The sequence below is a fragment of the Pseudorhodoferax soli genome, from assembly GCF_003337555.1.
Taxonomy (GTDB): domain Bacteria; phylum Pseudomonadota; class Gammaproteobacteria; order Burkholderiales; family Burkholderiaceae_C; genus Pseudorhodoferax; species Pseudorhodoferax soli.
This window is the reverse complement of sequence record NZ_QPJK01000005.1, coordinates 146,658-172,510: the sequence shown is the minus strand read 5'-3', so window position 1 is coordinate 172,510 and position 25,853 is coordinate 146,658. Positions and strand designations below refer to the sequence as shown.

26 protein-coding genes are annotated in these 25,853 nt (G+C 71.9%); 9 read left to right on the top strand and 17 right to left on the bottom strand.

Features of this window, described 5'->3' with window-relative positions; all coding sequences use genetic code 11:
* Nucleotides 1–31 precede the first annotated feature (31 nt).
* Entirely contained in the window at nt 32–2,749 is a 2,718-nt protein-coding gene (locus tag DES41_RS18735; protein ID WP_114469182.1) for an Hsp70 family protein, read from the top strand.
* Nucleotides 2,750–2,803: 54 nt separating this feature from the next.
* The gene (locus DES41_RS18730; protein ID WP_342769668.1) at nt 2,804–3,232 is read left to right on the top strand and encodes a DUF2177 family protein; all 429 of its coding nucleotides are present in this window, start codon (nt 2,804–2,806) and stop codon (nt 3,230–3,232) included.
* A gap of 2 nt (nt 3,233–3,234) precedes the next feature.
* Here the strand turns inward: DES41_RS18730 and DES41_RS18725 are convergent, their stop codons facing one another.
* The 3 genes from DES41_RS18725 to DES41_RS18715 are packed head-to-tail and all read right to left on the bottom strand — an operon-like array spanning nt 3,235 to nt 4,995.
* Nucleotides 3,235–3,630 (bottom strand): tautomerase family protein, encoded by a 396-nt coding sequence (locus DES41_RS18725; protein WP_170168219.1) that lies wholly within the window; start codon nt 3,628–3,630, stop codon nt 3,235–3,237.
* 28 nt (nt 3,631–3,658) lie between these two features.
* A complete protein-coding gene (locus tag DES41_RS18720) occupies nt 3,659–4,321 on the bottom strand; it encodes a ChrR family anti-sigma-E factor (RefSeq protein WP_114469180.1) in 663 nt (220 codons plus the stop codon).
* Nucleotides 4,318–4,995 carry a sigma-70 family RNA polymerase sigma factor gene (locus DES41_RS18715; protein WP_114469179.1) on the bottom strand — a complete coding sequence of 226 codons (678 nt, stop codon included), beginning with the start codon at nt 4,993–4,995 and terminating at the stop codon, nt 4,318–4,320. The genes DES41_RS18720 and DES41_RS18715 overlap by 4 nt, the downstream gene beginning before the upstream one ends.
* Before the next feature lie 120 nt (nt 4,996–5,115).
* On the opposite strand from DES41_RS18715, the gene DES41_RS18710 reads away from it, so the two are divergent.
* From DES41_RS18710 to DES41_RS18690, 5 genes are all read left to right on the top strand, one after another.
* Nucleotides 5,116–6,477, top strand: coding sequence for an NAD(P)/FAD-dependent oxidoreductase (locus tag DES41_RS18710; protein WP_114469178.1), 1,362 nt, complete (start codon nt 5,116–5,118; stop codon nt 6,475–6,477).
* Nucleotides 6,474–7,262 carry a DUF1365 domain-containing protein gene (locus tag DES41_RS18705; protein WP_114469177.1) on the top strand — a complete coding sequence of 263 codons (789 nt, stop codon included), beginning with the start codon at nt 6,474–6,476 and terminating at the stop codon, nt 7,260–7,262. Before DES41_RS18710 ends, DES41_RS18705 begins: the two co-directional genes overlap by 4 nt.
* On the top strand, nt 7,259–8,527 hold the full coding sequence (locus tag DES41_RS18700; RefSeq protein ID WP_114469176.1) for an SAM-dependent methyltransferase: 1,269 nt from the start codon (nt 7,259–7,261) through the stop codon (nt 8,525–8,527). The genes DES41_RS18705 and DES41_RS18700 overlap by 4 nt, the downstream gene beginning before the upstream one ends.
* A gap of 158 nt (nt 8,528–8,685) precedes the next feature.
* A complete protein-coding gene (locus tag DES41_RS18695; protein WP_114469175.1) occupies nt 8,686–10,464 on the top strand; it encodes a DUF4402 domain-containing protein in 1,779 nt (592 codons plus the stop codon).
* Nucleotides 10,465–10,648: 184 nt separating this feature from the next.
* Complete coding sequence (locus tag DES41_RS18690) at nt 10,649–11,203, top strand: fasciclin domain-containing protein (protein ID WP_114469174.1); 555 nt, start codon at nt 10,649–10,651, stop codon at nt 11,201–11,203.
* A gap of 150 nt (nt 11,204–11,353) precedes the next feature.
* Here DES41_RS18690 and DES41_RS18685 read toward each other — a convergent pair whose 3' ends face one another.
* From DES41_RS18685 to DES41_RS18630, 13 genes are all read right to left on the bottom strand, one after another.
* On the bottom strand, nt 11,354–12,562 hold the full coding sequence (locus DES41_RS18685; protein ID WP_114469173.1) for a PP2C family protein-serine/threonine phosphatase: 1,209 nt from the start codon (nt 12,560–12,562) through the stop codon (nt 11,354–11,356).
* On the bottom strand, nt 12,531–13,412 hold the full coding sequence (locus DES41_RS18680; protein ID WP_114469172.1) for a patatin-like phospholipase family protein: 882 nt from the start codon (nt 13,410–13,412) through the stop codon (nt 12,531–12,533). The genes DES41_RS18685 and DES41_RS18680 overlap by 32 nt, the downstream gene beginning before the upstream one ends.
* Entirely contained in the window at nt 13,409–13,753 is a 345-nt protein-coding gene (locus DES41_RS38450) for an STAS domain-containing protein (RefSeq protein ID WP_170168218.1), read from the bottom strand. The genes DES41_RS18680 and DES41_RS38450 overlap by 4 nt, the downstream gene beginning before the upstream one ends.
* An 11-nt stretch (nt 13,754–13,764) precedes the next feature.
* Complete coding sequence (locus DES41_RS18670) at nt 13,765–14,241, bottom strand: ATP-binding protein (protein ID WP_114469171.1); 477 nt, start codon at nt 14,239–14,241, stop codon at nt 13,765–13,767.
* Nucleotides 14,238–15,656, bottom strand: coding sequence for an ATP-binding protein (locus DES41_RS18665; RefSeq protein ID WP_114469170.1), 1,419 nt, complete (start codon nt 15,654–15,656; stop codon nt 14,238–14,240). Before DES41_RS18665 ends, DES41_RS18670 begins: the two co-directional genes overlap by 4 nt.
* Entirely contained in the window at nt 15,653–16,012 is a 360-nt protein-coding gene (locus tag DES41_RS18660) for a response regulator (protein WP_114469169.1), read from the bottom strand. The genes DES41_RS18665 and DES41_RS18660 overlap by 4 nt, the downstream gene beginning before the upstream one ends.
* A gap of 1 nt (nt 16,013) precedes the next feature.
* Nucleotides 16,014–17,450, bottom strand: coding sequence for an ATP-binding protein (locus tag DES41_RS18655; RefSeq protein ID WP_170168217.1), 1,437 nt, complete (start codon nt 17,448–17,450; stop codon nt 16,014–16,016).
* Between the two features lie 174 nt (nt 17,451–17,624).
* On the bottom strand, nt 17,625–19,337 hold the full coding sequence (locus DES41_RS18650) for an acetyl/propionyl/methylcrotonyl-CoA carboxylase subunit alpha (protein WP_211333017.1): 1,713 nt from the start codon (nt 19,335–19,337) through the stop codon (nt 17,625–17,627).
* Nucleotides 19,337–19,471, bottom strand: coding sequence for a hypothetical protein (locus DES41_RS39580; protein ID WP_281277216.1), 135 nt, complete (start codon nt 19,469–19,471; stop codon nt 19,337–19,339). The genes DES41_RS18650 and DES41_RS39580 overlap by 1 nt, the downstream gene beginning before the upstream one ends.
* On the bottom strand, nt 19,468–21,039 hold the full coding sequence (locus tag DES41_RS18645; protein ID WP_114469525.1) for a 5-oxoprolinase subunit B/C family protein: 1,572 nt from the start codon (nt 21,037–21,039) through the stop codon (nt 19,468–19,470). The genes DES41_RS39580 and DES41_RS18645 overlap by 4 nt, the downstream gene beginning before the upstream one ends.
* A complete protein-coding gene (locus DES41_RS18640) occupies nt 21,039–21,797 on the bottom strand; it encodes a LamB/YcsF family protein (protein WP_114469166.1) in 759 nt (252 codons plus the stop codon). The genes DES41_RS18645 and DES41_RS18640 overlap by 1 nt, the downstream gene beginning before the upstream one ends.
* A gap of 11 nt (nt 21,798–21,808) precedes the next feature.
* A complete protein-coding gene (gene pcp, locus DES41_RS18635; RefSeq protein WP_114469165.1) occupies nt 21,809–22,468 on the bottom strand; it encodes a pyroglutamyl-peptidase I in 660 nt (219 codons plus the stop codon).
* 23 nt (nt 22,469–22,491) lie between these two features.
* Nucleotides 22,492–23,463, bottom strand: coding sequence for a Bug family tripartite tricarboxylate transporter substrate binding protein (locus DES41_RS18630; protein ID WP_114469164.1), 972 nt, complete (start codon nt 23,461–23,463; stop codon nt 22,492–22,494).
* A 186-nt stretch (nt 23,464–23,649) separates the two neighbouring features.
* On the opposite strand from DES41_RS18630, the gene DES41_RS18625 reads away from it, so the two are divergent.
* Together DES41_RS18625 and DES41_RS18620 are read left to right on the top strand one after the other, a co-directional pair.
* Entirely contained in the window at nt 23,650–24,336 is a 687-nt protein-coding gene (locus tag DES41_RS18625; RefSeq protein ID WP_114469163.1) for a GntR family transcriptional regulator, read from the top strand.
* 32 nt (nt 24,337–24,368) lie between these two features.
* Complete coding sequence (locus DES41_RS18620; protein WP_114469162.1) at nt 24,369–25,244, top strand: M23 family metallopeptidase; 876 nt, start codon at nt 24,369–24,371, stop codon at nt 25,242–25,244.
* 100 nt (nt 25,245–25,344) lie between these two features.
* Here the strand turns inward: DES41_RS18620 and DES41_RS18615 are convergent, their stop codons facing one another.
* Nucleotides 25,345–25,851, bottom strand: a complete 507-nt coding sequence (locus DES41_RS18615; RefSeq protein ID WP_114469161.1) for a DUF1993 domain-containing protein — start codon at nt 25,849–25,851, stop codon at nt 25,345–25,347.
* Nucleotides 25,852–25,853: the final 2 nt, after the last annotated feature.

The following is a 25,853-nucleotide window of genomic DNA, read 5'->3' as shown; positions in this document are numbered from 1 at the left end:
TCGCTTCGCCAACGATGCTGAAGGTAGCCCGGTGAGCGCCGCCTTCCGCATCGGCATCGACCTGGGCACGACCCACACCGTGCTGGCGTTCGCGCCGGTCGGTGCGGATGGCATCCAGGTCTTCCCCGTCCCGCAGAGCATCGCCGCCGGCGAGGTGGCTCCGCGGCCGCTGCTGCCTTCGCTGCGGTTCCATGCGGCCGCAGGTGCCGTGGCGGCGGCAGACCTGCCCCTGCCCTGGCCATCGGACGAGCCGGCCATCCTGGGCGCCTTCGCGCGCGAGCTGGGCCAGCAGACGCCGGGGCGGCTGGTGGCCAGTGCCAAGAGCTGGCTGTCGCACCCGGCAGTCGACCGCACGGCCGCCATCCTGCCGTGGGGCGCGCCGGATGAGGTGCTGAAGGTTTCACCGCTCGAGGCCAGCGCGAGCTACCTGCGGCACCTGCGCCAGGCCTGGGACCAGGCCCATCCGGAGGCGCCGCTGGCCGAGCAGCCCACGGTGCTGACAGTGCCTGCCTCATTCGACGACGGCGCGCGCCAGCTGACCCTGCAGGCGGCAGCCCTGGCTGGCCTGGGCGCGGTGCACCTGATCGAGGAGCCACAGGCCGCCTTCTACGACTGGGTCCACGCCCACCGCGATGATCTGGCGCAGCAGCTCGCCGGCACGCGTCGCCTGCTCGTGGTCGACGTGGGCGGTGGCACCACCGACCTCACGCTGATCGATGTCACGCTGGACGCGCAAGGCCAGCCGCAGCTCGCACGCACAGGCGTGGGCGACCACCTGGTGCTGGGCGGCGACAACATGGACCTCGCCCTGGCGCGCTGGATCGAGCCACGGCTGTCGGGCGGAACACCGGACGCCCGTCTCAGCGCCATCCAGCTCGCCCAGCTCACGCAGCGCTGCCGCAGCGCCAAGGAGCGCCTGCTGGCCGCCGATGGGCCGGCGGAGACGACGGTCACGCTGCAGGGCAGCGGCAGCCGGCTGATCGGCGGCGCGCGCTCGGCCACGCTCACCCGCGCCGATGTGGACCGGCTGCTGGTCGAAGGCTTCTTTCCGCAGGTGGCGGCCGACGCGCAGCCCCAGCGCGCACGCGGTGCCTTGGTGGAGTTCGGCCTGCCCTATGCCAGCGACGCGGCCATCACGCGCCACATCGCCGCCTTCCTGCAGCGCCAGGGCGGCGCCCTGCCGGACACCGTGCTGCTCAACGGTGGCGTGTTCCATGCGCAGGTGCTGCGCGAGCGCCTGCTCGCCACGCTGCGCAGCTGGCAGGCCGCCGGCGCCACACCGGTGCATCTGCTGGACGCCCCGCAACTGGACGCCGCCGTCGCGCGCGGTGCCGTCGCCTACGCCATGGCCCGCGCCGGCAACGCGCCGCGCATCCGCAGCGGCGCCGCGCGCGCCTACTACCTCGCGCTCGAGGACGGCCAGGGCGTGTGCGTGTTGCCGCATGGCACGCCCGAGGGCGAGGTCGTGCGGCTCCAGGCACAGCGCTTCAGCCTGCGGCTGGGCCGCCCGGTGCGCTTCAACCTCGCCACCAGCGCCGTCGACCTGCGCCACAGCGCTGGCGATCTAGTCGCGCTGCAGGGCGACTTGCAGCGCCTGCCGCCCATCGCCACCGTGCTGCAGCCCAGGGCCGGAGCGGCCGGCGAGGTGCAGGTGCTGCTGGAAGCCCAGATCACGGAGGTCGGCACACTGGAGATGCACTGCGTCGCAGCCGATGCACCACGCCAGCGCTGGCAGCTGCAATTCCAGCTGCGCAGCGAGGCGGCCATGCAGGACGCCGATGCGCCCGTGGCCGCCCATCCGCGCCTGCCCGAGGCCCTGTCCGCGATCGCCCGCGCCTATGGCGACAAGAAACAGGGCGTGGACGCCAAGGAGGTCCGCCAACTCCGTGCCACGCTGGAGCGCCTGCTGGGCGAGCGCGGCACCTGGCATGGGGCCCTGCTGCGCACGCTGTTCGGCGCGCTGCTGCAAGGCGCCAAGCGCCGCCGACGCTCGCTGCAGCACGAACGCAGCTGGTTCAACCTGGTCGGCTTCACGCTGCGTCCCGGCTACGGCGACCCGCTGGACGGCTGGCGCATGGAACAGATGTGGGAACTGTTCGGCCCCGGCATCGCCCACAGCCACGACAGCCAGCAGTGGTCCGAATGGTGGCTGCTCTGGCGCCGCATCGCGGGCGGCCTGGACGCCGAGCAGCAGCAGATGGTCTATGAGGTCATCGCCTACTACCTGCAGCCGCCCGGTGGCAACGACATCGCCAGGCCCGACGGCCCACCCATGCAGGCGCTGGACGAGCTGCTGCGCATGGCCGCCTCCTTCGAGCGCATCGACACGGCCCAGAAGACGCAGTTCGGCGGCTGGGTGCTGCAGCGCCTGGCGCAAGGCGCCACGGCCGAACTCTGGTGGGCGCTGGGCCGCCTGGGCGCACGCCAGCCGCTGTACGCCAGCCTGCACCACGTGCTGCCGCCGGCCACGGCCCAGGCCTGGCTGGAGCGCATCGAGGCCATCGCGCCCGATTGGCCGCGCGACGAGGCGGCCGCCTTCGCTGTGGCCCAGATCGCCCAGGCCACGGGCGACCGCGCCCGTGACCTGCCCGAGGCGCTGCGCCTGCAGATCGCCAACCGGCTGCAGGCTGCCCACGCCGCGCCGAGCTGGGCCGCGATGGTGCGCGAGCCCACGGCGCTGGACGAGGCCGACCAGCGCCGCGTGTTCGGCGAGGCACTGCCACCTGGCCTGGTGCTGCTGCGCGGGTGATCCGAAACCGCGGCCGCCGCGTACTCCCGGCCATCCCCCCGTCGGAGTTCCTCCATGCCGCTGCCCCAGATCGCCATCGCCTACGTCGCCGCCGCCCTCACCTTCCTGGCGCTGGACGCCGTCTGGCTGGGCAGCATGGCGGAACGGCTGTACCGGCCCGCCATCGGCCACCTGATGGCCGAGCGCTTCGCCGTCGGGCCGGCCGCCCTGTTCTACCTGCTCTATGTGGGTGGCATCGTGTTCTTCGCCATCGCGCCGGCGCTGGAGGCACGCAAGCCGGTGCTTGCCGCACTGGGCCACGGCGCCTTGCTGGGCCTCGTCGCCTATGGCACCTTCGACCTGACCAACCAGGCCGTGCTCAAGGATTGGCCCTGGCATGTGACGCTGGCCGACCTAGCCTGGGGCAGCTTCGTGACGGCGGTGGCAGCGGCGGGCGGCGCTGCGGCGGCGCCCTGGCTGCATGGGCTGTTCGCCAAGAGCTGAGCCTAGATGTCGACCGGGTAGCCCAGCGCGACATCGCAGACCGGCAGGCCGCCCCGCACGCCGATGTTCTCCGGCGGCAGTTCGTGCAGCCGGATGAGCACACAGGCACGGGGAATGCCCAGCAGCTCCAGCCCGTCCACCAGCAGTTTGTAGAGCGCCCGCTTGGCCGCCACGGAGCGGCCCGGCAACACGAAGATGCTGACGTTGGTCAGCCGTTCGGGCGCAAGGCAGTCTGTGCGCCCCAGGAAGCGGTGCGGTGCATGCACGACGAGTGTGACGTTGCGGTGGACCGGCGACACCTTGAACGCCTGCACGATGGCCGCGTGGACGGTCTCCAGCAGCTGGACTTCCACCTCGGGCGCGTAGGTGGTCCGGATCTCGACGATGGCGCTGGGCATGGCCGGCATGGTAGCCAGCCCGCAGCCGCTACATCCCGACCAGCGCCCCCAGCCTGCGCGCGAACCAGCCGTCGAACTCCAGCCGCCCTTCGATCGAGGCCAGGCAGATGCATTCGCTGCCGGCCTGCACCACCGGCTGGTGGTGCACCTGCGTATCGGCAGCATCGAAGTCGCCCGGGCCGAACTGGGCGCGGCCGTCATGGAAGCTGCCGTGCAGCACCTGCGTGAACTCGCGGTCGCTGTGCGTGTGCTGGGCCAGGTACATGCCGGCCGCGATGCGCAGCAGCACCACATTGGCAGAAGGATCACGCGGCACGCGCACCCGCGCGTAGCGCATGCCGGGCGCCATCCAGCGCCACCGCGTGATCTGGCAGCCGGCCAGTGCGCCCGGCCAGTGGGCGCCGGCCGGCAGTGGCGGCAAGCCGCGCACGGGCACGGCCGCAGGCGCCGGGCGCGGCGTGTCGATGGCAGCCAGTGTGCGCGCCAAGGCGTCCTCGCGCAGCGTGGCCGGCGCCAGTTCCTGCAGCAGCGCGCCGCCAGCAGCCTCGAGCACGCGCAGCTGCTCCTGGCACTGCGCGCAGCCTTCCACGTGGGCGGTCAGCACCAGCGCGGGCGCGGTCGGCAACTGCCCTGCCGCAAGGGCCAGCAACAGATCGTCGCCGGGATGGTGTTGGATGCTTTCGGAACTCATGGCGTGGGGTCTTCGAAGGCGGCCAGCAGACGCCGCAAATGGTTCACGGCCAGCCGCACACGCGACTTCACCGTGCCCAGAGGGATGCCCAGCCGCTCGGCGATGCGCGCATGCGGCTGGTCTTCGTAGTAGGACAGCTGCAGCACCAGCGCCTGCTCGGCCGGCAACTGGCGCAGCGCGGCCTGCACCTGGCGTTCCATGCGCTGGGTGTGCAGCTGGGCCGCGGGCTCGGGCGCGGCATGCGCCAGGGCGTCGATGTCGACATCGTCCGCCTGCAGCGCGGCGGCACCGCCCTGGCGGCGGAACCGGTCCACGCGCAGGTTGCGTGCGATCGTGAAGACCCAGGTGGCGGCGCCGGCCTGGGCGCCATCGAACAGCGCGGCCTTGCGCCACACCAGGACCATGGTCTCCTGCGCCAGGTCTTCGGCCAGCGCGTCGTCGGTGCCGGCACGCAGCAGGTAGCTCTTGATGCGCGGCGCGAAGTGGGTGAACAGCTGGCCGAAGGCCTGGCGGTCGCCCGCGTGCGCGACCGCGCGCACCCAGCCGGCCAGGTCCTCGGGGCTGGGCGTTGCGTTGCGGGAACCGGGAGGTGGCACGATGGACAGATGGCTGGGACGCAGCCCGGACACGACGGACTCCGTCGGTGCGGATGAAGAGGGCTGCAGGGGGTGCATGATCGATCTTACGCAGCGGGCCCCGCATCGGATCACTGTGGGCCGCCTGCGCAGATCCAAAAGGGCTGCGGGCGCGTAGAAGCCGCAGAACATGGCCCCAGGCCCCCAAGGATCTTGCGCATGCGCCCAGCACACACCTCGTCACCTGCACCGGCCGCCATGGCCGGCACCCAGCCCCTGCGCGTGGCCGTGGTCGGCAGCGGCATCGCCGGCCTCTCGGCGGCCTGGCTGCTCGGCCAGCGGCACGAAGTCCATGTGTTCGAGGCCGACCGCCGGCCGGGCGGGCACAGCCACACGGTCGATGCGCCGGGCCCGGGCGGAACCGTGCCCGTGGACACCGGCTTCATCGTCTACAACGAACCGGCCTACCCCAACCTCACGGCCCTGTTCGCCCATTTGAACGTGGCGACGCAGGCGACCGACATGTCCTTCGGCGTGAGCCTGGACGGCGGCGCGCTCGAGTACGCGGGCACCAACCTCAACGGCCTGTTCGCCCAGCGCAGCAACCTGCTGCGCCCGCGCTTTTGGCGCATGCTGCGCGAGCTGATGCGCTTTTACCGCGAGGCCCCAGGCCACGCTGCCGCAGCGGGCCTGCAGCCGCTGGACGAATACCTGGACGCGCACGGCTACGGCAGCGCGCTGCGCGAAGACCACCTGTACCCCATGGCCGCGGCGATCTGGTCCACCCCGGCCGCGCAGGTCGGCCGCTACCCGACCGCCGCCTTCGTGCGCTTCTGCGAGAACCACGGCCTGCTGCGCGTGAGCGGCCGGCCGCGCTGGCGCACCGTGCGGGGCGGCAGCCGCAGCTATGTGCGCGCGCTCACGCAGGGTTTCGGCGAGCGCCTGCACCTGGACAGCGCCGTGCTCGAGGTGCAGCGCCATGCCGAAGGCGTGCGCCTGCGCACGCGCGAGGGCTGGCACCCCGGGCGCTTCGACCAGGTGGTGCTGGCCTGCCACGCCGACCAGGCCCTGCGCCTCTTGCCCGACGCCAGCAGCGAGGAACGCCACCTGCTGGGCGCCTTCGGCTACACCCGCAACCTGGCGGTGCTGCACAGCGACCCGGCGCTGATGCCGCGGCGCCGCGCCGTTTGGTCGGCCTGGAACTACCTGGCCGACCGCGCGCGCCCCGATGCGCTGTGCGTGACCTATTGGATGAACCGGCTGCAGGGCATCGCCAAGGACCGTCCGCTGTTCGTCACGCTGAACCCCCCACGGCCGCCGCGGCCCGAACACCTGGTGCGCACCGAGGTCTACGCGCATCCGGTGTTCGATGCCGAGGCGCTGCGTGCGCAGGCCCGGCTGTGGTCGCTGCAGGGCCAGCGGCGCAGCTGGTTCTGCGGCGCCTACTTCGGCGCCGGCTTCCACGAGGACGGGCTGCAGGCCGGCCTGGCCGTGGCCGAGGCCCTGGGCGGCGTGCGCCGCCCCTGGAACGTGGCCAACGAATCCGGCCGCATCGTCCTGTCCGGCGCCGTCGCCGCATGAGCAGCGCGCTGTACACCGGCGTGGTCTCGCACCAGCGGCTGCGCCCGCTGCGCCACCGCCTGCGCTACCGCGTGTTCTCGCTGCTGCTGGACCTGGACGAGCTGCCGGCCCTGGCCGCCCGGCTGCGGCTGTTCTCGCTGGACCGCTTCAACCTGTTCAGCTTCCACCGGCGCGACCACGGCGCCGGCGAGCCCGAGGGCCCGCGCGCCCATGTGGAACGCCAGTTGCGCGCGGCCGGCCTGCCCGTGGGCGGCGCGATCCGCCTGCTGGCGATGCCGCGCATCCTCGGCTATGCCTTCAACCCGCTCGCGGTTTACTTCTGCCACGCGCCGGCGGGTGCGCTGCAGGCCATCCTGTACGAGGTCAACAACACCTTCGGCGAACGGCACAGCTACCTGATTCCGGTCGATCCCGCGCAGGACAGCGCCTGGGTCAACCAGCGCTGCGACAAGCGCATGCACGTCTCGCCGTTCCTGCCGCTGGACATGCACTACCGCTTCCGCGTGCGGCCGCCGGGCGAGCAGCTGTCCATCGGCGTGCAGACCCACGATGCCCAGGGCGCCGTGCTGCTCGCGCGGCTGGACGCGCGGCGACGCCCGCTCACCGACGGCGCGCTGCTGCGCGCCTTCTGCACGCACCCGCTGCTCACGTTCAAGGTGATCGCCGCCATCCACTGGGAGGCGCTGCAGCTGTGGTGCAAGGGTGCGCGCCTACACCCCCGCCCGCCCGCCCCGGCCGAGCCCGTCAGCTTCGCCACCCGCCCTTCGCCCGACCACACCCCATGAAGCCTGCCACCGACCTGCTGCCCCACGCTGCCGCGCCCAGCACGCCTGCAACCTTGCTGCAACGCCTGCTGCGCCAGGCCCTGCGCAGCCAACTGGCCGACCTGGCCTGCGGTGAACTCACGGTGGTGTTGCCGCACGGCGAGCGCCTGCTGGCACGCGGCGCCGCGCCCGGCCCCCACGCCCAGCTCGTGCTGCACCGCTGGCGCCCGCTGCTGCGCTTGGCCGCCGAGGGCGACCTGGGCCTGGCGCGCTCCTGGCGCGATGGCGATTGGTCCACGCCCGACCTGGTGGCGCTGCTGCAGTTCGGCGCGGCCAACGACCAGCAGGCCGGCACGCGGCTGCAGGGCAAGGCCTGGGCGCGCAAGCTGGCCCGGCTGGCCCACCTGCGCCGCGCCAACACGCGGCGCGGCAGCCGCGACAACATCGCCTTCCACTACGACCTGGGCAATGACTTCTACGCCCAGTGGCTGGATGCCAGCATGCTGTACTCCAGCGCGCTGTACCTGCGGCCCGACGCCTCGCTCGAGGAAGCGCAGGCCGCGCGGCTGGACCGCATCGTCGCGCTGGTCGATGCGCCGCCTGGCGGCGGGGTGCTGGAAATCGGCTGCGGCTGGGGCGCGCTCGCGCTCGCCCTGGCGCAGCGCCGCGGTGCGCACGTGACGGGGCTCACGCTGTCGACCGAGCAGCTGGCCTTCGCGCGCCAGCGCGCGGTGTCCGAAGGCTGCGCGCGCCAGCTGGACCTGCGCCTGCAGGACTACCGCGACGTGCAGGGCCGCTACGCGCGCATCGTCTCCATTGAGATGGTCGAGGCCGTGGGCGAGGCCTGGTGGCCCACCTACTTCGCCACGCTGCGCGAGCGCCTGGCGCCGGGTGGCCATGTGGTGCTGCAGGCCATCACGATCGCCGATGCGCACTTCGAGGGCTACCGCAGCGGCGCCGACTTCATCCAGCGCTGCATCTTCCCGGGCGGCATGCTGCCCTCGCCCACCGCGCTGCGCGAACAGGCGGCACGCGCCGGCCTGGTGCTGCAGACCGAACTGCTGTTCGGCGACAGCTACGCGGCCACGCTGGTCGAATGGCGCAGGCGCTTCCTCGCGGCCTGGCCGGCCATCGCCGCCCAGGGCTTCGACCAGCGCTTCAAGCGGCTGTGGGAGTACTACCTCTGCTACTGCGAGGCCGGCTTTCGCAGCGGGCGCGTGGATGTGGGCCTGTACACGCTGCGCCACGCCGCCGATGCGCCCGCCCCGGGCAGCGCTGCGCACTGACCGCACCAGGCGGCAGCCGGGCGCAGCTCCGCCTCCCTGACCTCCTGGCGCGGCGCAGCGGCCTGCGCGGCATGACTCGGGACACTGTCTGCCGGGCGCGGCGCTGCCTATGCTGCATGCGCTTCGGCGTTCGCCGACGGCACCCACACGGAGGTTCCATGCACCATGCCGCCGACGAGGCCCGCACCCGGCCTGCCCACCCTTCCCGCCACGCCTGGCTGCAGCGCGCCGCCATCGGCCTGGCCGTGGCCGTGCTCGCGGCTTGCGGCGGTGGCGGTGGCGGCGACGGGGACGACGGCGCTGCGGCAGAAAGCCCAGGGCCGGGCACCGGCACCGGCACCGGCTCGGCCGCCATCACCGTCGACGCCAACCCGATGCGCGCCACGCTGAGCGCAGACACGGCGCGCACCGTCACCCAGCGCGTGCCGCTGGACGGCGGCACGCTGTCGGTCACCGGTGCCGACGGCGCGGTCTACACGCTCACGGTGCCGGCCAATGCGCTGACGGAGCCCACCGACATCAGCCTCACGCCGCTGGCCAGCCTGGCCGTCGAGGGGCTGGCCAGCGATGCCGCCTACGGTGTGCAGCTCGGCCCGGAGGGGGCCCGGTTCACCAACCACGTGACGCTGGCCATCACGCCGCCACCCGGCGCCAGCGTGCCCATCGAACGCCAGCTGCCGATCGGCTGGAGCGGCGCGGACAACACCGTGGCCCTGGCCGCACTCGACCCGAGCACACGCGAGGTCAACCTCAAGCTGCTGCACTTCAGCGGCTACGCGCTGCTGCTGGCGCGCCAGGGCACCAACGCCACGCTGGAGCCTGCTCGCCACCGCCTGGGCGGCGATGCCGAGTCCCGGCTGCAAAGCCTCACGGCCGAGCGGCTGCTGCAGGAACGCCAGCGCCAGCTGCTGGGCCAGACGCAGGCCCAGCTTAACCTGGACGACATCTTCGCGGCCTACGACGAGGAGGTGCTCAAGCCGCGCATCGCAGCCGCCGGCAGCAGCTGCGCGGCCGGCCGGCTCGCCATCCAGACCGTGCTGGGGCGCAGCCGCCAGCGCCAGCTGCTGGGCTACCCGGACGACGCCTACAGCCAGAGCGCGCTGTACGGCGACCTCATGGCCCAGGCCACCGCCGCCTGCACGCGCGAGGAGTACGCGCTGTGCCGCGACGAGCACATCATCACGCGCATGCTGCCCTACTACCTGGGACTGTCGCGGCAGGCCCAGCTGCTGGGCCTGGCCGGCAGCCCCGGCGTGGCCGACCCGGCCTGGCTGCAGGATGCCGAGGCCGCCACGGCCAAGTGCCTGAACTTCGAACTGCAGATCGATTCGCAGATGGTGCTGAGCGAGGGCTCGGGCGTGGACGCCCACACCGTGCGGGAGAACGTCAGCGCGCGCGTGCTGCTGCCCTTCAACATGGGCATCGCCTTCTACGAGAGCGGTGGCTCCTACGTGGCCACCTCGCCTGCGGCCTTGCCGCTCGTCTCCAGCGGCTACAGCGTGGCCTATCCGCACACCTGCGCCTCGGTCAACAGCACGGCACCGGTCGATGCGACCGTGTGGGGCGCCCTGGGCTTCACCGCGCGCCAGGGCGGCGTGGCGCAGCGCGCCGAGGTGGCCGATTTCTACCTGACGCCTGCGGTGGCGCCCACCGGCCTGGGATCGGGCTACAGCGTGACGCTGCGCGCGCCGCGCGATCCCGCGGGCTGCGACCAGCCTTCCACCTCCAGCGACTACGAGAGCTGGGTCACCGCGGGCTACCCGACCTGGATCGAGCCCTTCGCCGACCCGACGCTGGCCATGGCGATCCGCAACTGGCGCATCGTCGGGGGCGACGTGATGGCCACCAAGGAGTTCACCACGCGCAGCGATCCCGATGCGAGCGAGAACGTGACCGTGAACACGCAGATGGTGCTGTTCCACAAGCCCGCACCGTGAGGGGCCGCGGCAGGATCGAGAGGCCGTGTCCGCCTCTCGACCGGCCCTCCGGCATGTCCCGTTTTGTAGGACGTGATCGCGCATCGCAGTCGATTGCACGGCGCCACCAATCCACGGTGGCGCAGGGCGCGTAAGTGCAGTGCAGCCGCGCATCTCCGCGGCGGCCATTGCAACAGGAGACCCCATGCAACGCTTTTCCAAACTCGCTTCGATCGCTCTTGCGACCGTGCTGTCGGTCGGTGCAGTCAACGCCTTCGCCCAGGTCACCGTCGGCGGCGCACCGATGCTGCCCACCAAGGACATCATCGACAACGCCGTCAACTCCAAGGACCACACCACCCTGGTGGCCGCAGTCAAGGCAGCCGGCCTGGTGGACACCTTGAAGGGCCCGGGCCCGTTCACCGTGTTCGCGCCCACGAACGCCGCATTCGCCGCCCTGCCCGCAGGCACGGTCGACACCCTGCTCAAGCCGGAGAACAAGGGCATGCTGACCGGCATCCTGACCTACCACGTCGTGCCGGGCAAGGTGGACGCCAAGTCGCTGGTGAAGATGATCGAGGACGGCAAGGGCTCGGCTTCGCTCAAGACCGTCGCCGGCGGCACCCTGACGGCCAAGGCCAGCGGCGGCAAGGTGATGGTCACCGACGAGAAGGGCGGGACGGCGACCGTGACCATCGCCGACGTCATGCAGTCCAACGGCGTGATCCACGTCGTCGACAAGGTGCTGTTGCCCAAGTAAGGGCGCTGCCGGTGGCGCGGGTGCACAGACGCACCGCGCCATTGCAGCCGGCAACGCACAAGCCGCTCGCAGGAGCGGCTTTTTTCATTCAAGGGTGCGTGTCGGGCCCGCCTGGTCGGCGACCGTCCTCGCCGGCCGCGCTGCGCTGCTTCATTCGCGCACCAGGCCGAACAGTGTCACGTCGTCGTGCGCCTCGAAGCCGCCGACATGGGCCGCCAATGCCGCGCACACGCCGTCGACCAGTGGCTGGGCGCCGACCGCCGGAGCGGCCAGCGCGCGCACCAGCGCTTCCTCGCCGAAGGTGCCCGACGGGCCACGCGCCTCGGTGGCGCCGTCGGTGTAGAGCAACAGCCGGGCGCCGGGCTCCAGCGAGAGCGAACGCACCGTGCAGCGCTTGCCCGCCATCAGCCCCACGGCCGGCCCGGTGGTGCCGAGCCGCTCCATCTCGCCGCCCGCGTGCTGGCACAGGAACGGCGCCTCGTGGCCGGCGTTGAGGTAGTGCAGCTGCCCGCTGCCCGGCTCCAGCAGCGCGAAGAACAGCGTGGCGAACATGTTCTCGTGGCCATGCACGTTGGCGATGTAGTCGTTGGTGAAGGCCACGCTGCGCACCAGCGTGGCCTGCGGCGTTTCCGCTGCGACGGTGTGGCTGGCCACCGCACGCAGCAGCGTGCGGAACAGCGCCATGTACAGCGCCGCGCCCACGCCCTTGTCGCACACATCGGCCACCAGCATCGCCACCGCGCCCGTGGGCAGCACGTAGGCGTCGTAGAAATCGCCGCCGACCTGGCGCGCCGGCACGCAGCTGGCGCCCAGCGACCAGCCGGCCAACTGCGGCAGCTGCGCCGGCAGGAAGCCCAGCTGGATGCGCTGGCCGATCTGCAGCTCGCGCGAGAGCGCCGCGAGCAGCTGGCTCCTGTGGTCCTGCAGCCGCTTCTTGGCCAGCGAGGATTCGATGCGCGCCTGCAGCACCACCGGGTTGAAGGGCTTGGAGACGTAGTCGTCCGCGCCCAGCTCCAGGCAGCGCACCACGCTGTCGGTCTCGTCGATGGCCGAGACCATCACCACCGGCAGCTGGGCGAGCCGCGCATCGGCGCGGATCTGCTGCAGCGCGGTGTAGCCGTCCATCTCGGGCATGGTGATGTCCAGCAGCACCAGGTCCCAGTCCTGTGCGCGCAGCTGCGCCAGCGCATCGCGGCCGTTGTTGGCGGTGCCGGTGGCATGGCCCAGCCGCGCGAGGCGGCGCACCAACAGGTCGCGGTTGAGTTCGAGGTCGTCGACCACCAGGATGCGCATGGGCCGCTCGGGGCCCGCGCCACCCGCTCCGCCCTCAGGCGACGGCAAGGCGCTGGCGGTCGGCATCGAACAGCGCCTGCAGGTAGGGCAGCTGCTGGCGCGCGGCCGCCTCGCCCTCCTGGATGATGTAGGGCACCTTGTGGGTGTCGAACAGGCGCACGCGTTCCTTGAACTGCGGCACGATGAGGATCATTTCCGAGTGGTGCGTGGCGCTGTGGAAGGCCACGCGCGACTTCTGCAGGTTGTTGGCCAGGATCGCGCTGAGCTGCGACGCGAAGCGGCCGGCGCTGCGGATGTTCTCCTGGTAGGGCGTCTCGAATCCCAGCGCGACGATGACGCGGCTGCCGTTCTTCATCGCCACGCTGACCGGCATGGGATCGGCCAGGTAACCGTCGACCAGCAGGCGCCCGCCCAGGGCCACGGGCTTGAAGGCCAGCGGCAGAGAGGCGCTGGCACGCAGCGCCGAGACCAGGTCGCCGCGCGAGAGCTCGACCAGATCGCCGTTGGCGAAATCGGTGGCCGTGATGTGCAGCGGGATCGGCGCGTCCTCGATGCGCCGGTCGCCGAAGACCTCGCGGAACGCGGCCAGCATCGGCGCATCGTCGCGCAGGCCGAAGGTCTCCGCGCGGAAACCGAACAGCTTGGGCGCCAGCAGGCGCAGCATGCCCATGTGGTTGCGCTTGGAGGTGACCTTGCGCGTCCAGGCGCGCAGCGTGATGTCGGTCATGCGGGCCGCGTCGAAGCCGAAGGCCACGCCGGCCGCGAACAGCGCGCCGCCGCTGCAGCCGACCACCCGGTCGATGCCGATGCCGGCATCGGCCAGCGCCTTGACCACGCCGATGGAGGCCGCGCATTTGACGCTGCCCGAGCCGATCACCAGCGTCACCGTCGGCTGGCGGGCCAGCGCCCCGGTCATGCCGCGCCCCCGAAGCTCGCCACCGCGTCCGGCACGTCCGCGAAGATGTTGAGGATGCTCGTGAACCCGGCGATCTCCAGCACCCGCGCCACCGGCGGCTGCAGCGCCGCCAAACGCAGGTCGCCGCCACCCAGGCGGCAGCGCTTGACGGTGCCGAGCAAGGCGCGCAGGCCGGCGCTGCTGGTGTAGCTGACCTGCGCGAAGTCGGCGACCAGGTGCACGGCGCCCTGGTCGATCGCCTCGGCAAAGCGCTGCGTGAGCGCATCGGCACTGAGGCTGTCGACGCTGCCGGCAATGGCCAGGACGAGGACCGTGTCGTGTTGGGTCGTGGCGATCTGCAAGTGTGTTCTCCTCAAAGTCGATTGGATGGGGCCGGCGCAAGCTGCTTCTCGATGGTCAGGACATTGCCTTGCCGCGGGTCGCGCCGGTAGTGCTGGCGGTCCGACAGCTGGCGCACCAGGTGCACACCCAGGCCACCGGGCGCGCGCGCCTCGGCCGCGGCACGGGTGTCGACCGGCGCCATCGCCAGCGGATCGAAGGGGCGGCCCTGGTCGGTGAGCGTCAGCACGAGGCGGCGCCCGGCTCCGTCCTGCACGGCCTGCACGGCCAAGGCCAGCGGCCCCGGCTGCCCGACCGGATAGGCGTGCCGCATGACATTGACGCACGCCTCCTCGGTGATCAGCTGCAGGTCGTGCAGCGCCTGGGCGTCCAGCCGCAGGTGCTGGCCGGCACGGGCCACCAGGGCCAGCAGCTGCGGCAGGTTCACCATCTCGGCACGGCAGGCGACGCGGTCGGAGTACCCCTGGTCCACGCCGCCGCGGCCTGTCATGGGGCGCGCTCCTGCAGCGGCAGCCAGACCGTGAAGCAGGCGCCCTCGCCGAGCGTGCTGGCCACCTCGATGTCGCCCCCCATCAGCCGGCACATGCGGCGGCTGATGGCCAGCCCCAGGCCCGTGCCGCCGAAGGCCCGCGTGCTGCCCGCATCGGCCTGCAGGAAGGGCTGGAACAGGCGCGCGATCTCGTCGGCATCCAGGCCGATACCGGTGTCCTCCACATCGAAGCGCACCTGCCGCGCGCCGCCCGGCCCGGTGCGCGTGCCGGCGCGCAGGCACACGTCGCCGCCGAAGGTGAACTTGGCGGCGTTGGAGACCAGCGCCACCAGCACCTGGCGCAGGCGCAGGGCATCCACATGCAGCACCGCCAGCCCCGGCGCGACCACGACCTCCATGCGGTTGCTGTTGGCCTGCATCAGCGGCTGCGTGGCCGCCGCCACGGAGGCCAGCAGGCCGCGCAGGTCGCAGTCCTCCGCGTTCAGCTGCACGGTGCCGGCGTCCAGCCGGGTGAGGTCGAGCACCGCGTTGATCATGGCCAGCAGGTCCTTGGCCGAACCCTTGATGCGGCCCAGGTCGGCGCGGGCGCTGGGCGGGACGGTGTCGGCCAGGTCTTCCTCGAGCAGCTCGGTGTAGCCGATCACGGCATTGAGCGGCGTGCGCAGCTCGTGGCTCATGTTGGCCAGGAAGGCGCTCTTGGCCTTGTTGGCGGCCTCCGCCTCGGTGCGCGCCTGCTCCAGGTGGACGGCCTGCGCCTCGATCTCCTGGTTGCGCTGCTGCAGGGCCGAGCGGATGCGGGCCGTGCGCTGCGATTCCGCATGCACCGCATGGCCGAACAGCGTGAGGTACAGCGCCGCGCCCGCGGCCGACAGGGCGACGGTCAGCAGCGAGGTGTCGGGGCGCACCTCGAAGCCGTTCAGGGCGCCGCCCACGGCCACGCCCGCCACCATCAGCGCCAGCCCGCGCAGCGCATGGCGCACCCCGCCCGAACCCAGGTTGGACGCGTGCATGGCACCGCCCAGCGCCACGATGATCCAGGGGTTGAAGCCCGACAGCCCGCCATAGGCCCCCATCAGGAACGAATCCACCAGCAGCGCACGCAACTCGCTGCGCTTGCTGTCCCTGGCGCGCCGGCTCAGCCAGTGGGCCAGGTGCGGCCACACCAGCATCACTACCGCCACCCACCACATCTGGGCCGGCGGACGCATCATGAAGACCGAGCCCAGCAGCAGGCCGCCGGCCAGGTGGGCGCCGATGCGCACGGGGTAGTTCACGCGCACCGAGCCGTGCAGGCGGCGCGCGGCCGGCGCAGCGGTGCCGGCTGCGGGGGCCGCGAGGGCCGCCGTGGATGCCGTGGATGCCGCGGCCGCTGCGCTGGCTCCGGCCGGTGCGGACAGCGGCGGCAGTGCGGTCACAGCAGGCCTTCGATCTTGCCCAACAGGCGTTCGAACTCGATGGGCTTGGTGTCGAAGTCGTCGCAGCCCGCGGCCAGCGCGCGTTCGCGGTCGCCCTCCATGGCGTGCGCGGTGAGCGCGATCACCGGGATCGCGTGCAGCGCCGGATCGGCCTTGAGGCGGCGCGTGGTCTCCCAGCCATCCATGAGCGGCAGGCTCATGTCCATCAACACCAGCGCCGGCCCGGTGCTGGCGGCCATGTCCAGCGCCTGCAGGCCATCGACGGCCATGACCACCTCGTAGCCGCGGCGCGCCAGCCGGCGCGACAGCATGTCGCGGTTGAGCTCGTTGTCCTCGACCAGCAGGATGCGCGGCATGTCAGTCGTCCACCGCGCGTTCGCTCATCGGCAGGTGCGCCAGCACCGACGCGCGGAACTGGCTGCCCGCGCCGGCCTGGCTGGTGGCCGTCACGTCGCCGCCCAGCAAGCGGCACAGCCGCCGGCTGATGGCCAGGCCCAGGCCGGTGCCACCGTAGTGGCGCGCGGTATCGGCATCGGCCTGCACGAAGGGCTGGAACAGCCGGCCCAGCTGCGAGGGCGTCATGCCGATGCCCGTGTCGCGCACCTCGAACACCACGGTCGGCCGGCCGACCGCATCGTGCCCGCGCGTGACCTCGATGCCGATGCGGCCATCGCGCGTGAACTTGGCCGCGTTGGAGATCAGGTTGAACAGCACCTGGCGCAAGCGCATGAGGTCCGACTGCAGCGTGCCCACGCCGGGCGCGCAGCGGATCTCCAGGCGGTTGCCGTTGGCGGCGAGCAGTGGCTGCGTCGTCGAAGCCACCTGGTCCAGCAGGCCGGCGACCTCGAAGCGCTCGACGCTGAGCTCGATGCGGTCGGCCTCGATCTTGGACAGGTCCAGCACGTCGTTGATCATCTGCAGCAGGTGCCGCGCCGCACCCCTGATGCGGTCCAGGTCGCCGTGCGCCTCTGCCAGGTCGCTGCGCGCGGCGAAGTCCTCCTGCAGCATCTCGGTGTAGCCGATCACCGCATTGAGCGGCGTGCGCAGCTCGTGGCTCATGTTGGCCAGGAAGCTGCTCTTGGTGCGGTTGGCGGCCTCGGCCTGCTCGCGTGCGCGCTCGGCCACCATGCGGGCCTCTTCGGCAACGGCGCGGGCCAGCTCCAGGGCGTCCTGGTGCTGCTCGATCACGCGGTTGCGCGCGCGCAGTTCGCGCTTGGCGGCAATCGCCCGCCGCGTCTGGAAATGCGAGACCAGGCCGAAGGCGGCGGTGTAGGTGACGACGGCCAACGCCGTCATGGCCTGCGCCAGGACCGGCACCGGCCAGACTTCGAAGCCCGCCACGAGCCCGGCCGACACCAGGCCGCCGAGGAAGGCGACGACACCGAGCAGCCCCAGCCGCACGCCACCGATGCTGAGATTGGCCGCGTTGATGGCGGTGAACGAGACGGTGCAGATCCACAGGTCGAGCCCCGTCAGCAACGAGAAGGCGCCCATCAGCGCGCTGTCGATCAGCAGGTTGCACTGTTCGGCGCGCTTGCTGTTGCGCACGCGGCTGGCCGCGAGAAAGGCCAGGTGCGGCCACAGCAAGGCCGTGCCGCACATCAGCACCCAGACGCCGAGCGGCACGTCGCGCGCGTGGAACGCCGAGACCGCCACGGCGCCGAAGAACGCATGCCCCACCACGCGCAGCCCGTAGTCCAGCCGCACCGTGGGGTGCGCACGGCGCGGCGGCGCCGGCGGGGGCGGCGCGATGTGCGGAGCGGCGATCAGCGGAAGGTCTTGGGCGGGGTCCATGGAAGGCAGCACCGGCCATCCATGGGCGCGGCGACGCGGCGGACTATGACCGCTCGCACCCTCCATGCGTCAGGTCCGGCGCGGGGCAGAGCCGCAAATGTCCACGATTGGGTGGACAAAGTCTCGTCGCGGCGGGAAAACACCTATAGCGCAGCCCCACCTGGCGAACGCTCCTCAATCGATGCGAGCGAGCAAGGCACCGGCCGCCAGGTAGGCGCCCGGCGCCACGCCACGGACCAGCCGGCCCGCCCGGTGCGCCAGCACCTGGGTTTCCATCTTCATGGCCTCCATGACGGCCAGCAGATCGCCCTCGGCCACGCTGGCGCCATCGTCCACCTTCCAGGCCACCACCGTGCCGGCCACGGGGGCCAGCAGGGCCGTGGCGTCCACCGCGGCTTCGGCCGCCGGTGCGGCCTGCGCGGCCTGCAAGCCACCCAGCAGCGCGGCCGGCAGCCCCAGCTGCACGCGCCGGCCGTCGATCTCGATGGCGGTGCGCAGCAGCGTGGTGTCGGCTGGCGGTGCGGCTGGCACGGCAGCCGCCAGGTCGTTCGCGAAGTCGGTCTCGATCCAGCGGGTGTGCACCGCAAAGCCCTCGCCCGTGAAGTCGGCGTGGTCCATCACGGCGCGGTGGAAGGGCAGCACCGAGGCCAGTCCTTCGATGCGGAACTCCTTGAGCGCGCGGCGCGCCCGTGCGATGGCCTGCTGGCGCGTGGCACCGGTCACGATGAGCTTGGCCATCAGGGAGTCGAAGCTGCCGGGCACGACCGAGCCGGCGACCACGCCGGTGTCCACGCGCACGCCGGGGCCACCGGGCGCCTCGAACACCGTCACCGGGCCGGGCGCGGGCAGGAAGCCGCGGCCCACGTCCTCGGCGTTGATGCGGAACTCGAAGGCGTGGCACTTGGGCACCGGCGTCTCGGTGATGGACAAGCGCAGCCCATCGGCCACGCGCAGCTGCTCGACCACGAGGTCGATGCCGGCCGTCTCCTCGGTCACCGGATGCTCCACCTGCAGCCGCGTGTTGACCTCCAGGAACGAGATCGACCCCGTGGCGCTGAGCAGGAACTCCACCGTGCCCGCGCCCACGTAGCCGGCGCGGGCGCAGATGTCCTTGGCCGATTGGTGGATGCGCGCGCGCTGCGCATCCGTCAGGAACGGCGCGGGGGCCTCTTCCACGAGCTTCTGGTTGCGCCGCTGCAGCGAGCAATCGCGCGTGCCCAGCACCACCACGTTGCCGTGCGTGTCGGCGATGACCTGGGCCTCGACGTGGCGCGGCTTGTCCAGGAACTGCTCGACGAAGCATTCGCCGCGGCCGAACGCGGCCACGGCCTCGCGCAGGGCCGATGCGTACAGGTCGGCCACCTCGTCCATGGCGCGCGCCACCTTGATGCCGCGGCCGCCGCCGCCGAATGCCGCCTTGATGGCGATGGGCAGGCCGTGCTGTTCGGCGAAGGCCAGCACCTCGTCGGCGCCCTGCACCGGGCCGGGCGTGCCGGCCACCAGCGGTGCGCCCACCTCCAGCGCCAGCTTGCGCGCCTGGACCTTGTCGCCCAGCGCGGCGATGGCGGCGGGCGGCGGGCCGATCCAGACGAGCCCGGCGTCGAGCACGGCCTGGGCGAAGCCCGCGTTCTCGGACAGGAAGCCGTAGCCGGGGTGGACAGCGTCGGCGCCGCTCTTCCTGGCGACATCCAGCAGTTTGTCGATCGACAGGTAGGTGTCGGCCGGGCGGCTGCCGGCCAGGCCCCAGGCTTCGTCGGCCACGCGGGTGTGCAGCGCGTCGAGGTCCGGGTCGGCGTAGACGGCGACGGAGCGCACGCCGTAGTCGGCACAGGCGCGGGCGATGCGGACGGCGATTTCGCCCCGGTTGGCGATGAGAACCTTCTGGATCATTGCGCGTCCTTGGGTGTACAGATGGTGGGGCAGGCGATATCGCCGTCGCCTGCTGCGCAGGCACTGCAATGTGGTGAAACGGTCGCTTCGCTCCCGTTTTCCCCACGGTTCGCGATCAGGACTTTTTTCATGGCTCGATGGGCGCGAACGCGCGGATGGGGTTGAAGCGGATGCGTGCACCGATCGGGATCTGCCCGGCCAGGTCGAGGTGGTGCGGCGCAACGGCGGCGATCACCGGGTAGCCGCCGGTGAGCGGGTGGTCGGCCAGGAACAGCACGGGCTGGCCGCTCGCGGGCACCTGGATCGCGCCCAGCGCCGTGCCCTCGCTGGGCAACTCGTCGTGGCGGCTGCGCGCGAGCGGCTGTTCGCCCGCCAGGCGCAGGCCCACGCGGTTGGACTGCGGCGTGACGGTCCAGCTCTGCGCCGCGAGCAGGGCGACGGCGTCGTCGGTGAACCAGTCGGTGCGCGGACCGGGCACCACGTCGAGCACCACGGTCTGCTCCAGTGTCGGCAATGCGGCGGGCAACTCGGGCGCGCCCACCACGCCCTTCGCGGTGGGCTGGATGGCCAGCATTTCGCCCGCGCGCAGGGGCTCGGGCCCCACCTTGGCCAGGGTGTCGGTGGCGCAACTGCCCAGCACCGGCGCGATGGCGAAGCCGCCGCGCACCGCGAGGTAGGAGCGCAGGCCGGCTGCGGGTGTGCCGATCTCCAGGCATTCGCCATCTGCCAGCGCGAGCGCCTGCCCGCGCGCCTGCGGCCAGCGCCGGCCACCGGCGTCGACGCGTGTGAGGGGGCCCTCGGCACCGGCCACGGCCAGCACCGTGTCGCCATGGCTGCGCAGCGCGAAGCCGCCGTCCACGATCTCCAATGCCGCCGCGCCCGCGGCGTTGCCGACCAGCCGGTTGGCAGCACGCAGCGCGCCCTGGTCCAGCGCGCCCGAGGCCGAGACGCCCTGCCCGGCCTGGCCGTGGCGGCCCAGGTCCTGGAACAGCGCCTGCAGTCCGGGGCGCAGGATCTCCAACGCCGGGCCGTCGTGCCGAGGCGCCTGTGCCGGCGGCGGCACGGCGGTGCGCATCGGTGCAGGCCGCCCCGTGGCGTCGACGAAGCGCACGCGGAAGCCGGGCTGCAGCAGTGCCGGCACCGGCCGCGCCAGATCCCACATCGGCGTGTGCGTGACGCCGATCAGCTGCCAGCCGCCGGGGCTCTGCTGCGGATAGACCGCGCTGAAGTCGCCGGCCAGCGCCACGGAACCGGCCGGCACCTGGGTGCGCGGCGTCTTGCGGCGCGGCACCTGCAGGCGCGGGTCGCCGCCGCTCAGGTAGGCGAAGCCCGGCGCGAAGCCGGTGAAGGCCACGGTGTACTCGCTGCCGGTGTGCCAGGCGATGACCTGCTCGCGCGTGGCGCCCAGCAACCGGGCCACTTCGTCCAGGTCTTCGCCGCGGTAGTCGACCGCGATCTCCACCAGCTGGCCCGCGCGTTCGGCGGCGCGGTCCAGCCGGCGGCTGGCGATCGCCGTGGCCAGGGCCTGCGCCGACACCGCGCTGGGCCGGAAGCGGACCAGGATGGTGCGTGCCGCGGGCACCAGTTCCTGCACGCCGGGCAGCGGCTCGGCCTGCAGCGCGGCCAAGAGGGCCAGCGTCTGCGGCAGGTCGTCCAGCTCGACCAGCAGTGCGTCGAGGTTGACAGGCAGGAAACGCATCATGCGGCGAAGGCCTGCACGGCCACGCCGGCGTGCTCCAGCACCGCGCGCACCTGGCGTGCCATGGCCACGGCACCCGGGCTGTCGCCATGCACGCAGATGGAATCGGCCTGCACGCGCACGGTGCTGCCGTCGATGGCCTCCACCACGCCCTCCTGCGCCAGGCGCAGCATGCGCGCGGCCACGGCGTCGGGGTCGTGCAGCACGGAGCCCGGCTCGCGGCGCGAGACCAGCGTGCCCTCGGGCGTGTAGGCGCGGTCGGCGAAGGCCTCGGCCACCACCGTGAGCCCGGCCTCGCGCGCCCAAGCGACGAGGGGCGCGCCCGCCAGTGCGACCAGCACCAAGGTGGGGTCGATGGCGCGGATCGCAGCGATCACGTCGCCCGCCTGGCGCCGGTCGTGCGCGATGGTGTTGTACAGCGCGCCATGCGGCTTGACGTAGCGCACCCGCGTGCCGGCGACTTTGGCCAGGCCCTGCAGCGCGCCGATCTGGTAGACCACATCGGCCTGCAGGTCGGCGCTGGCCACGTCCATGTTGCGCCGGCCGAAGCCGGCCAGGTCGGGGTAGGCCACGTGGGCGCCCACGGCCACCCCGCGCTCGGCGGCGGCACGCAGTGTCTTGAGGATGCCGGCCGCGTCGCCGGCATGGAAGCCGCAGGCCACGTTGGCGCTGGAGACGATGGACAGCATGGCGGCGTCGTCGCCCATGGTCCAGGCGCCCAGGCTCTCGCCGAGGTCGCTGTTGAGGTCGATGTGCATGGAGCTTCCTTTCAATGCAGTTGTCCGCCGCCGGCGACGATGTCGTTCTCGAAGGCCAGCGCCGTGCGCAGGGTCACGCGCAGGGCTTCGACCTGCGTCGCCAGCGCCATGCTGGGCGCACCCGGATGCCGGGCCGCGTGCTCGGGCAGGCAAGGCACGTGCACGAAGCCGCCACGCACGCCAGGCAGGCCCGCGAGCCGGAGCATCAGCGCATAGAAGACATGGTTGCAGACGAAGGTGCCGGCCGTGTTGGAGACCGAGGCCGGCAGGCCCGCCGCACGCAGCGCCTGCACGATGGCCTTGATGGGCAGCGTGGAGAAGTAGGCGGCGGGGCCGCCCGGGACCACGGCCGTGTCCACGGGCTGGCGGCCGGCGTTGTCGGGGATGCGCGCATCGTCGCAATTGATCGCCACGCGCTCGGGCTGCCACTCGGTGCGCCCGCCTGCAAGGCCCAGGCCCACGACCAGCCGCGGCCGCCACCGCGCCAGGGCCTCGTCGAGCCGCTCGGCCGCCAGGCCGAACACGCAGGGCAGTTGCACGGCGCGCACGGTGGCGCCGCCGCAATCCCAACCCTCCAGCGCACGCGCGACCTCCCAGGACGGGTTGAGCGGGTCGTTGTCGAAGGGCTCGAAGCCGGTCACGAGAACGGTGGGCGTGGCGTTGGGCGTCATCGGTGTCCTGGGGTTGAAGACGATCAGTCGACCTTGATGCCGGCGTCGTCGATCACCTTCTTCCACCGGGCCGCATCGGACTTGATCAGGGCGGTCAATTGTGCGGGCGCGCCGCCCACCACATCGAGGTTCATCTCGGCCAGCTTGGCCTGCACGTCCTTCTCGGCCAGGATCTGGTTGATGGTCTGGTTGAGCTTGGCCACGATGGCTGGCGGCGTGCCCGTCGGCGCGACGAAGCCGTACCAGAAGGTCACGTCCAGGTCCTGCCCGCCGGATTCGGCGACGGTGGGCAGGTCCGGGTAGCTGGCCAGGCGCTTGTTGCTGGTGACGGCCAATGCACGCAGGCGGCCACCCTTGACCATGGGCATCGCCTCGGGCACGAGCGCGATCATCAGCTGCACCTGCCCGCCCATGACCTCCTGCAGCGCTGGCGCGCCGCCCTTGTAGGGCACGTGCACCGGGTCGACGCCGTTGGCGCGCTTGTAGTACTCCATGCCCAGGTGGCTGGGCGTGCCGGCGCCGGCCGAGGCGTAGCTGACGCTGCCGGGCTTGCCCTTGAGGTAGGTGCCCAGCTCGGCCATGGTCTTCACCGGCACCGAGGAATGCACGACCACCACGCTGGGCACGGTGGCGGCGAGCACGATGGGCACCAGGTCCTTCTGCACGTCGTAGGGCAGCTTGGGGTAGAGCCCGGGGTTCACCGCCAGGCCGCTCAGCGTGGACAGCAGCAGCGTGTAGCCGTCCGGCGCCGACTTGGCCACGTGCGTGATCGCGATCTGCTCGCTGGCACCGGGCCGGTTGTCCACCACCACCGGCTGGCCCAGTTGCTTGCCCAGCCGCTCGGCCACCAGCCGGGCCAGCGTGTCGGTGGACCCGCCCGCCGCATAGGGCACGACGATGCGGATGGGCTTGGCCGGATAGTCGGCAGCCATGGCGGACAGTGGCAACCAGGCCAGCAGGGCAGCGGCGGCAAGCAGGGGACGGCGGTTGAACATCGGTGGCTCCAGGCGGGACGAAGGCTCGAGAAGTGACAACAATCGCATCAGAATGAGAGAACAATGAAATTGTGATTGTTGAACAATCGTAATTTGATTGGTGAGCGAATTCAAGATGGGCACGCCAGAAATATTCAGGGGTGTTCCACATTCCTGCCAGCGGTGGTTTCTGCTAAAAGGCCTGCCATGCCGACCCCTGCCCTCACCGCCCCGTCCGACCAGAACCTTGCAGAACGCCTGGCCGCCCAGCTGCGCCAGCAGATCGCCGAGGGCGCGCTCGCCCCCGGCCAGCGCCTGCCCGAGCAAAGCCTGAGCGAGAACCTGGGCGTCTCGCGCAACACGCTGCGCGAGGCCTTCCGCATGCTCACGCGCGACGGCCTGGTGACGCACGCTCCCAACCGTGGTGTCTGCGTGGCCGTGCCAAGCATCGCGTCCATCATCGACATCTACCGCGTGCGCCGGCTCATCGAGTGCCAGGCGCTGGCCCAGGCCTATCCACGGCACCCGGCGAAGAAGCGCATGCGTGCGGCGGTCCAGGCCGGCCTGGCGCACCGCGACGCCGCCGACTGGGCGGGCGTGGGCACGGCCAACATGGCATTCCACATGGCCGTCGTGGAACTGGCCGACAGCGAGCGCCTGAACAGCATGTTCACCCCCATCCTGGCCGAGCTGCGGCTGGCCTTCGGCATGCTGCAGGACGCCGAGTTCCTGCATGCGCCCTATGTGGACATGAACGTGAAGATCCTGGAACTGACCGAGGCCGGCCGCTACGCGGAGGCGGCCGCGGCACTGCAGGACTACCTCGTGCATTCGGAGCGCATCGTGCTGGCGGTCTATGCGCGGCGGCTGGCGGAGACCGGCGCCCCGGGCTGAGAGGGCATTGGCGCGCCGGCCACAATCGGTCCATGCCTTCCCGCACCTCCCGCCCTACCCGCCGAACCGCCCTGCTCTGCGCCGCCGGCCTGCTCGCCCTGCCGCGCCTGCAGGCCGCACCGGCCAAGAAGCCCCTGCCACCGCCGCCGGATGTCTGGCCGCGGCCAGCGCTCGTCCCTGGCGGCGTGGCCCGGCTGTCGCTCGGGCCGTCCGCCACCCGCCCGCAAGCCCATTCCGGAGAGCTACCGCTGTTGGTCGTCGGCGATGCCATCGAGTGGACCGCGCTGGTCGGCATCGCGCTGGCGGCACCGCCCGGCGAAGCCGCGATCACGGTGGCCGCGCCGGGCGAAGCGGCGCGCCGCGTGCCTTACCGCATCGTGGCCAAGAAGTACCAGGAGCAGCGGCTGACGGTCTCGCCGCGCACCGTGGACCTCTCGTCCGAAGACCAGGCCCGCTACGAGCGCGAGCGTGAGCACCTGGCCGGCGTGATGGCCACCTTCAGCCCGGCGGTGCCGGCGCAACTGCACATGCAGGTGCCCGTGCCGGGCCGGCGCTCCAGTTCGTTCGGCCTGCGCCGCATCTTCAACGGCCAGGCGCGCAATCCGCACAGCGGCATGGACATCGCGGCCGCCACCGGCACGCCCGTGCGGGCGCCGCTGGACGGCCGCGTGGTCGACGTCGGCGACTATTTCTTCAACGGCGGCACCGTCTGGCTGGACCACGGCGCGGGGCTGCTCAGCATGTACTGCCACCTGAGCGCGATGGACGTGAAGCCGGGCGACCAGCTGCGCGCGGGCGACGCGTTCTGCAAGGTGGGCGCCACCGGCCGCGTGACCGGGCCGCACCTGCACTGGTCGGTGATGCTGAACCGGGCCATGGTGGACCCAGCGCTGTTCATCGACGCCTGAGCGCGCTGGCGCCCAGATCGGCGGCGTAAAAAAACCCGCCGGAGCGGGTTGGACGACGCGCACGCCGTAGTTGCGTTCAAGCCGCTGCGCGCGGCCCGGCTCAGGGCTGGCCGAGGTAGTCGCGCTTGCCGATCTCCACGCCGTTGTGGCGCAGGATGTTGTAGGTGGTCGTGACATGGAAATAGAAGTTGGGCACAGCGTGGCCCAGCAGGAACTGCATGCCCACGTAGTGGGTTTCCTTCTCGCCGCGCCGCGTGACGATGGGCTTGTCTTCCGTGCCGTCGATCTTGTCGGCCGGGACGCTCTGCAGGTAGGCAATGGTCTTGGCGATGCGCTCCTTCAGCTCGGCCAGCGTCTTCTCGTTGTCCTCGAACACGGGCGCGTCCACGCCGGACAGCCGGGCGATGACACCCTTGACCGTGTCACAGGCGATCTGCACCTGGCTGGTCAGCGGCAGCATGTCGGGGAACAGGCGGTAGCCGGTCAGCGTGCCATCGGCGATCTTCTTGGCGTCGATGTGGGCCTGCGTCTTGTCCAGGATCTTCGACAGGTTGCCAAGGATGTTGACGAAGCGCGGCACGCTGGCCTGGTACATGGAAATGGTCATGG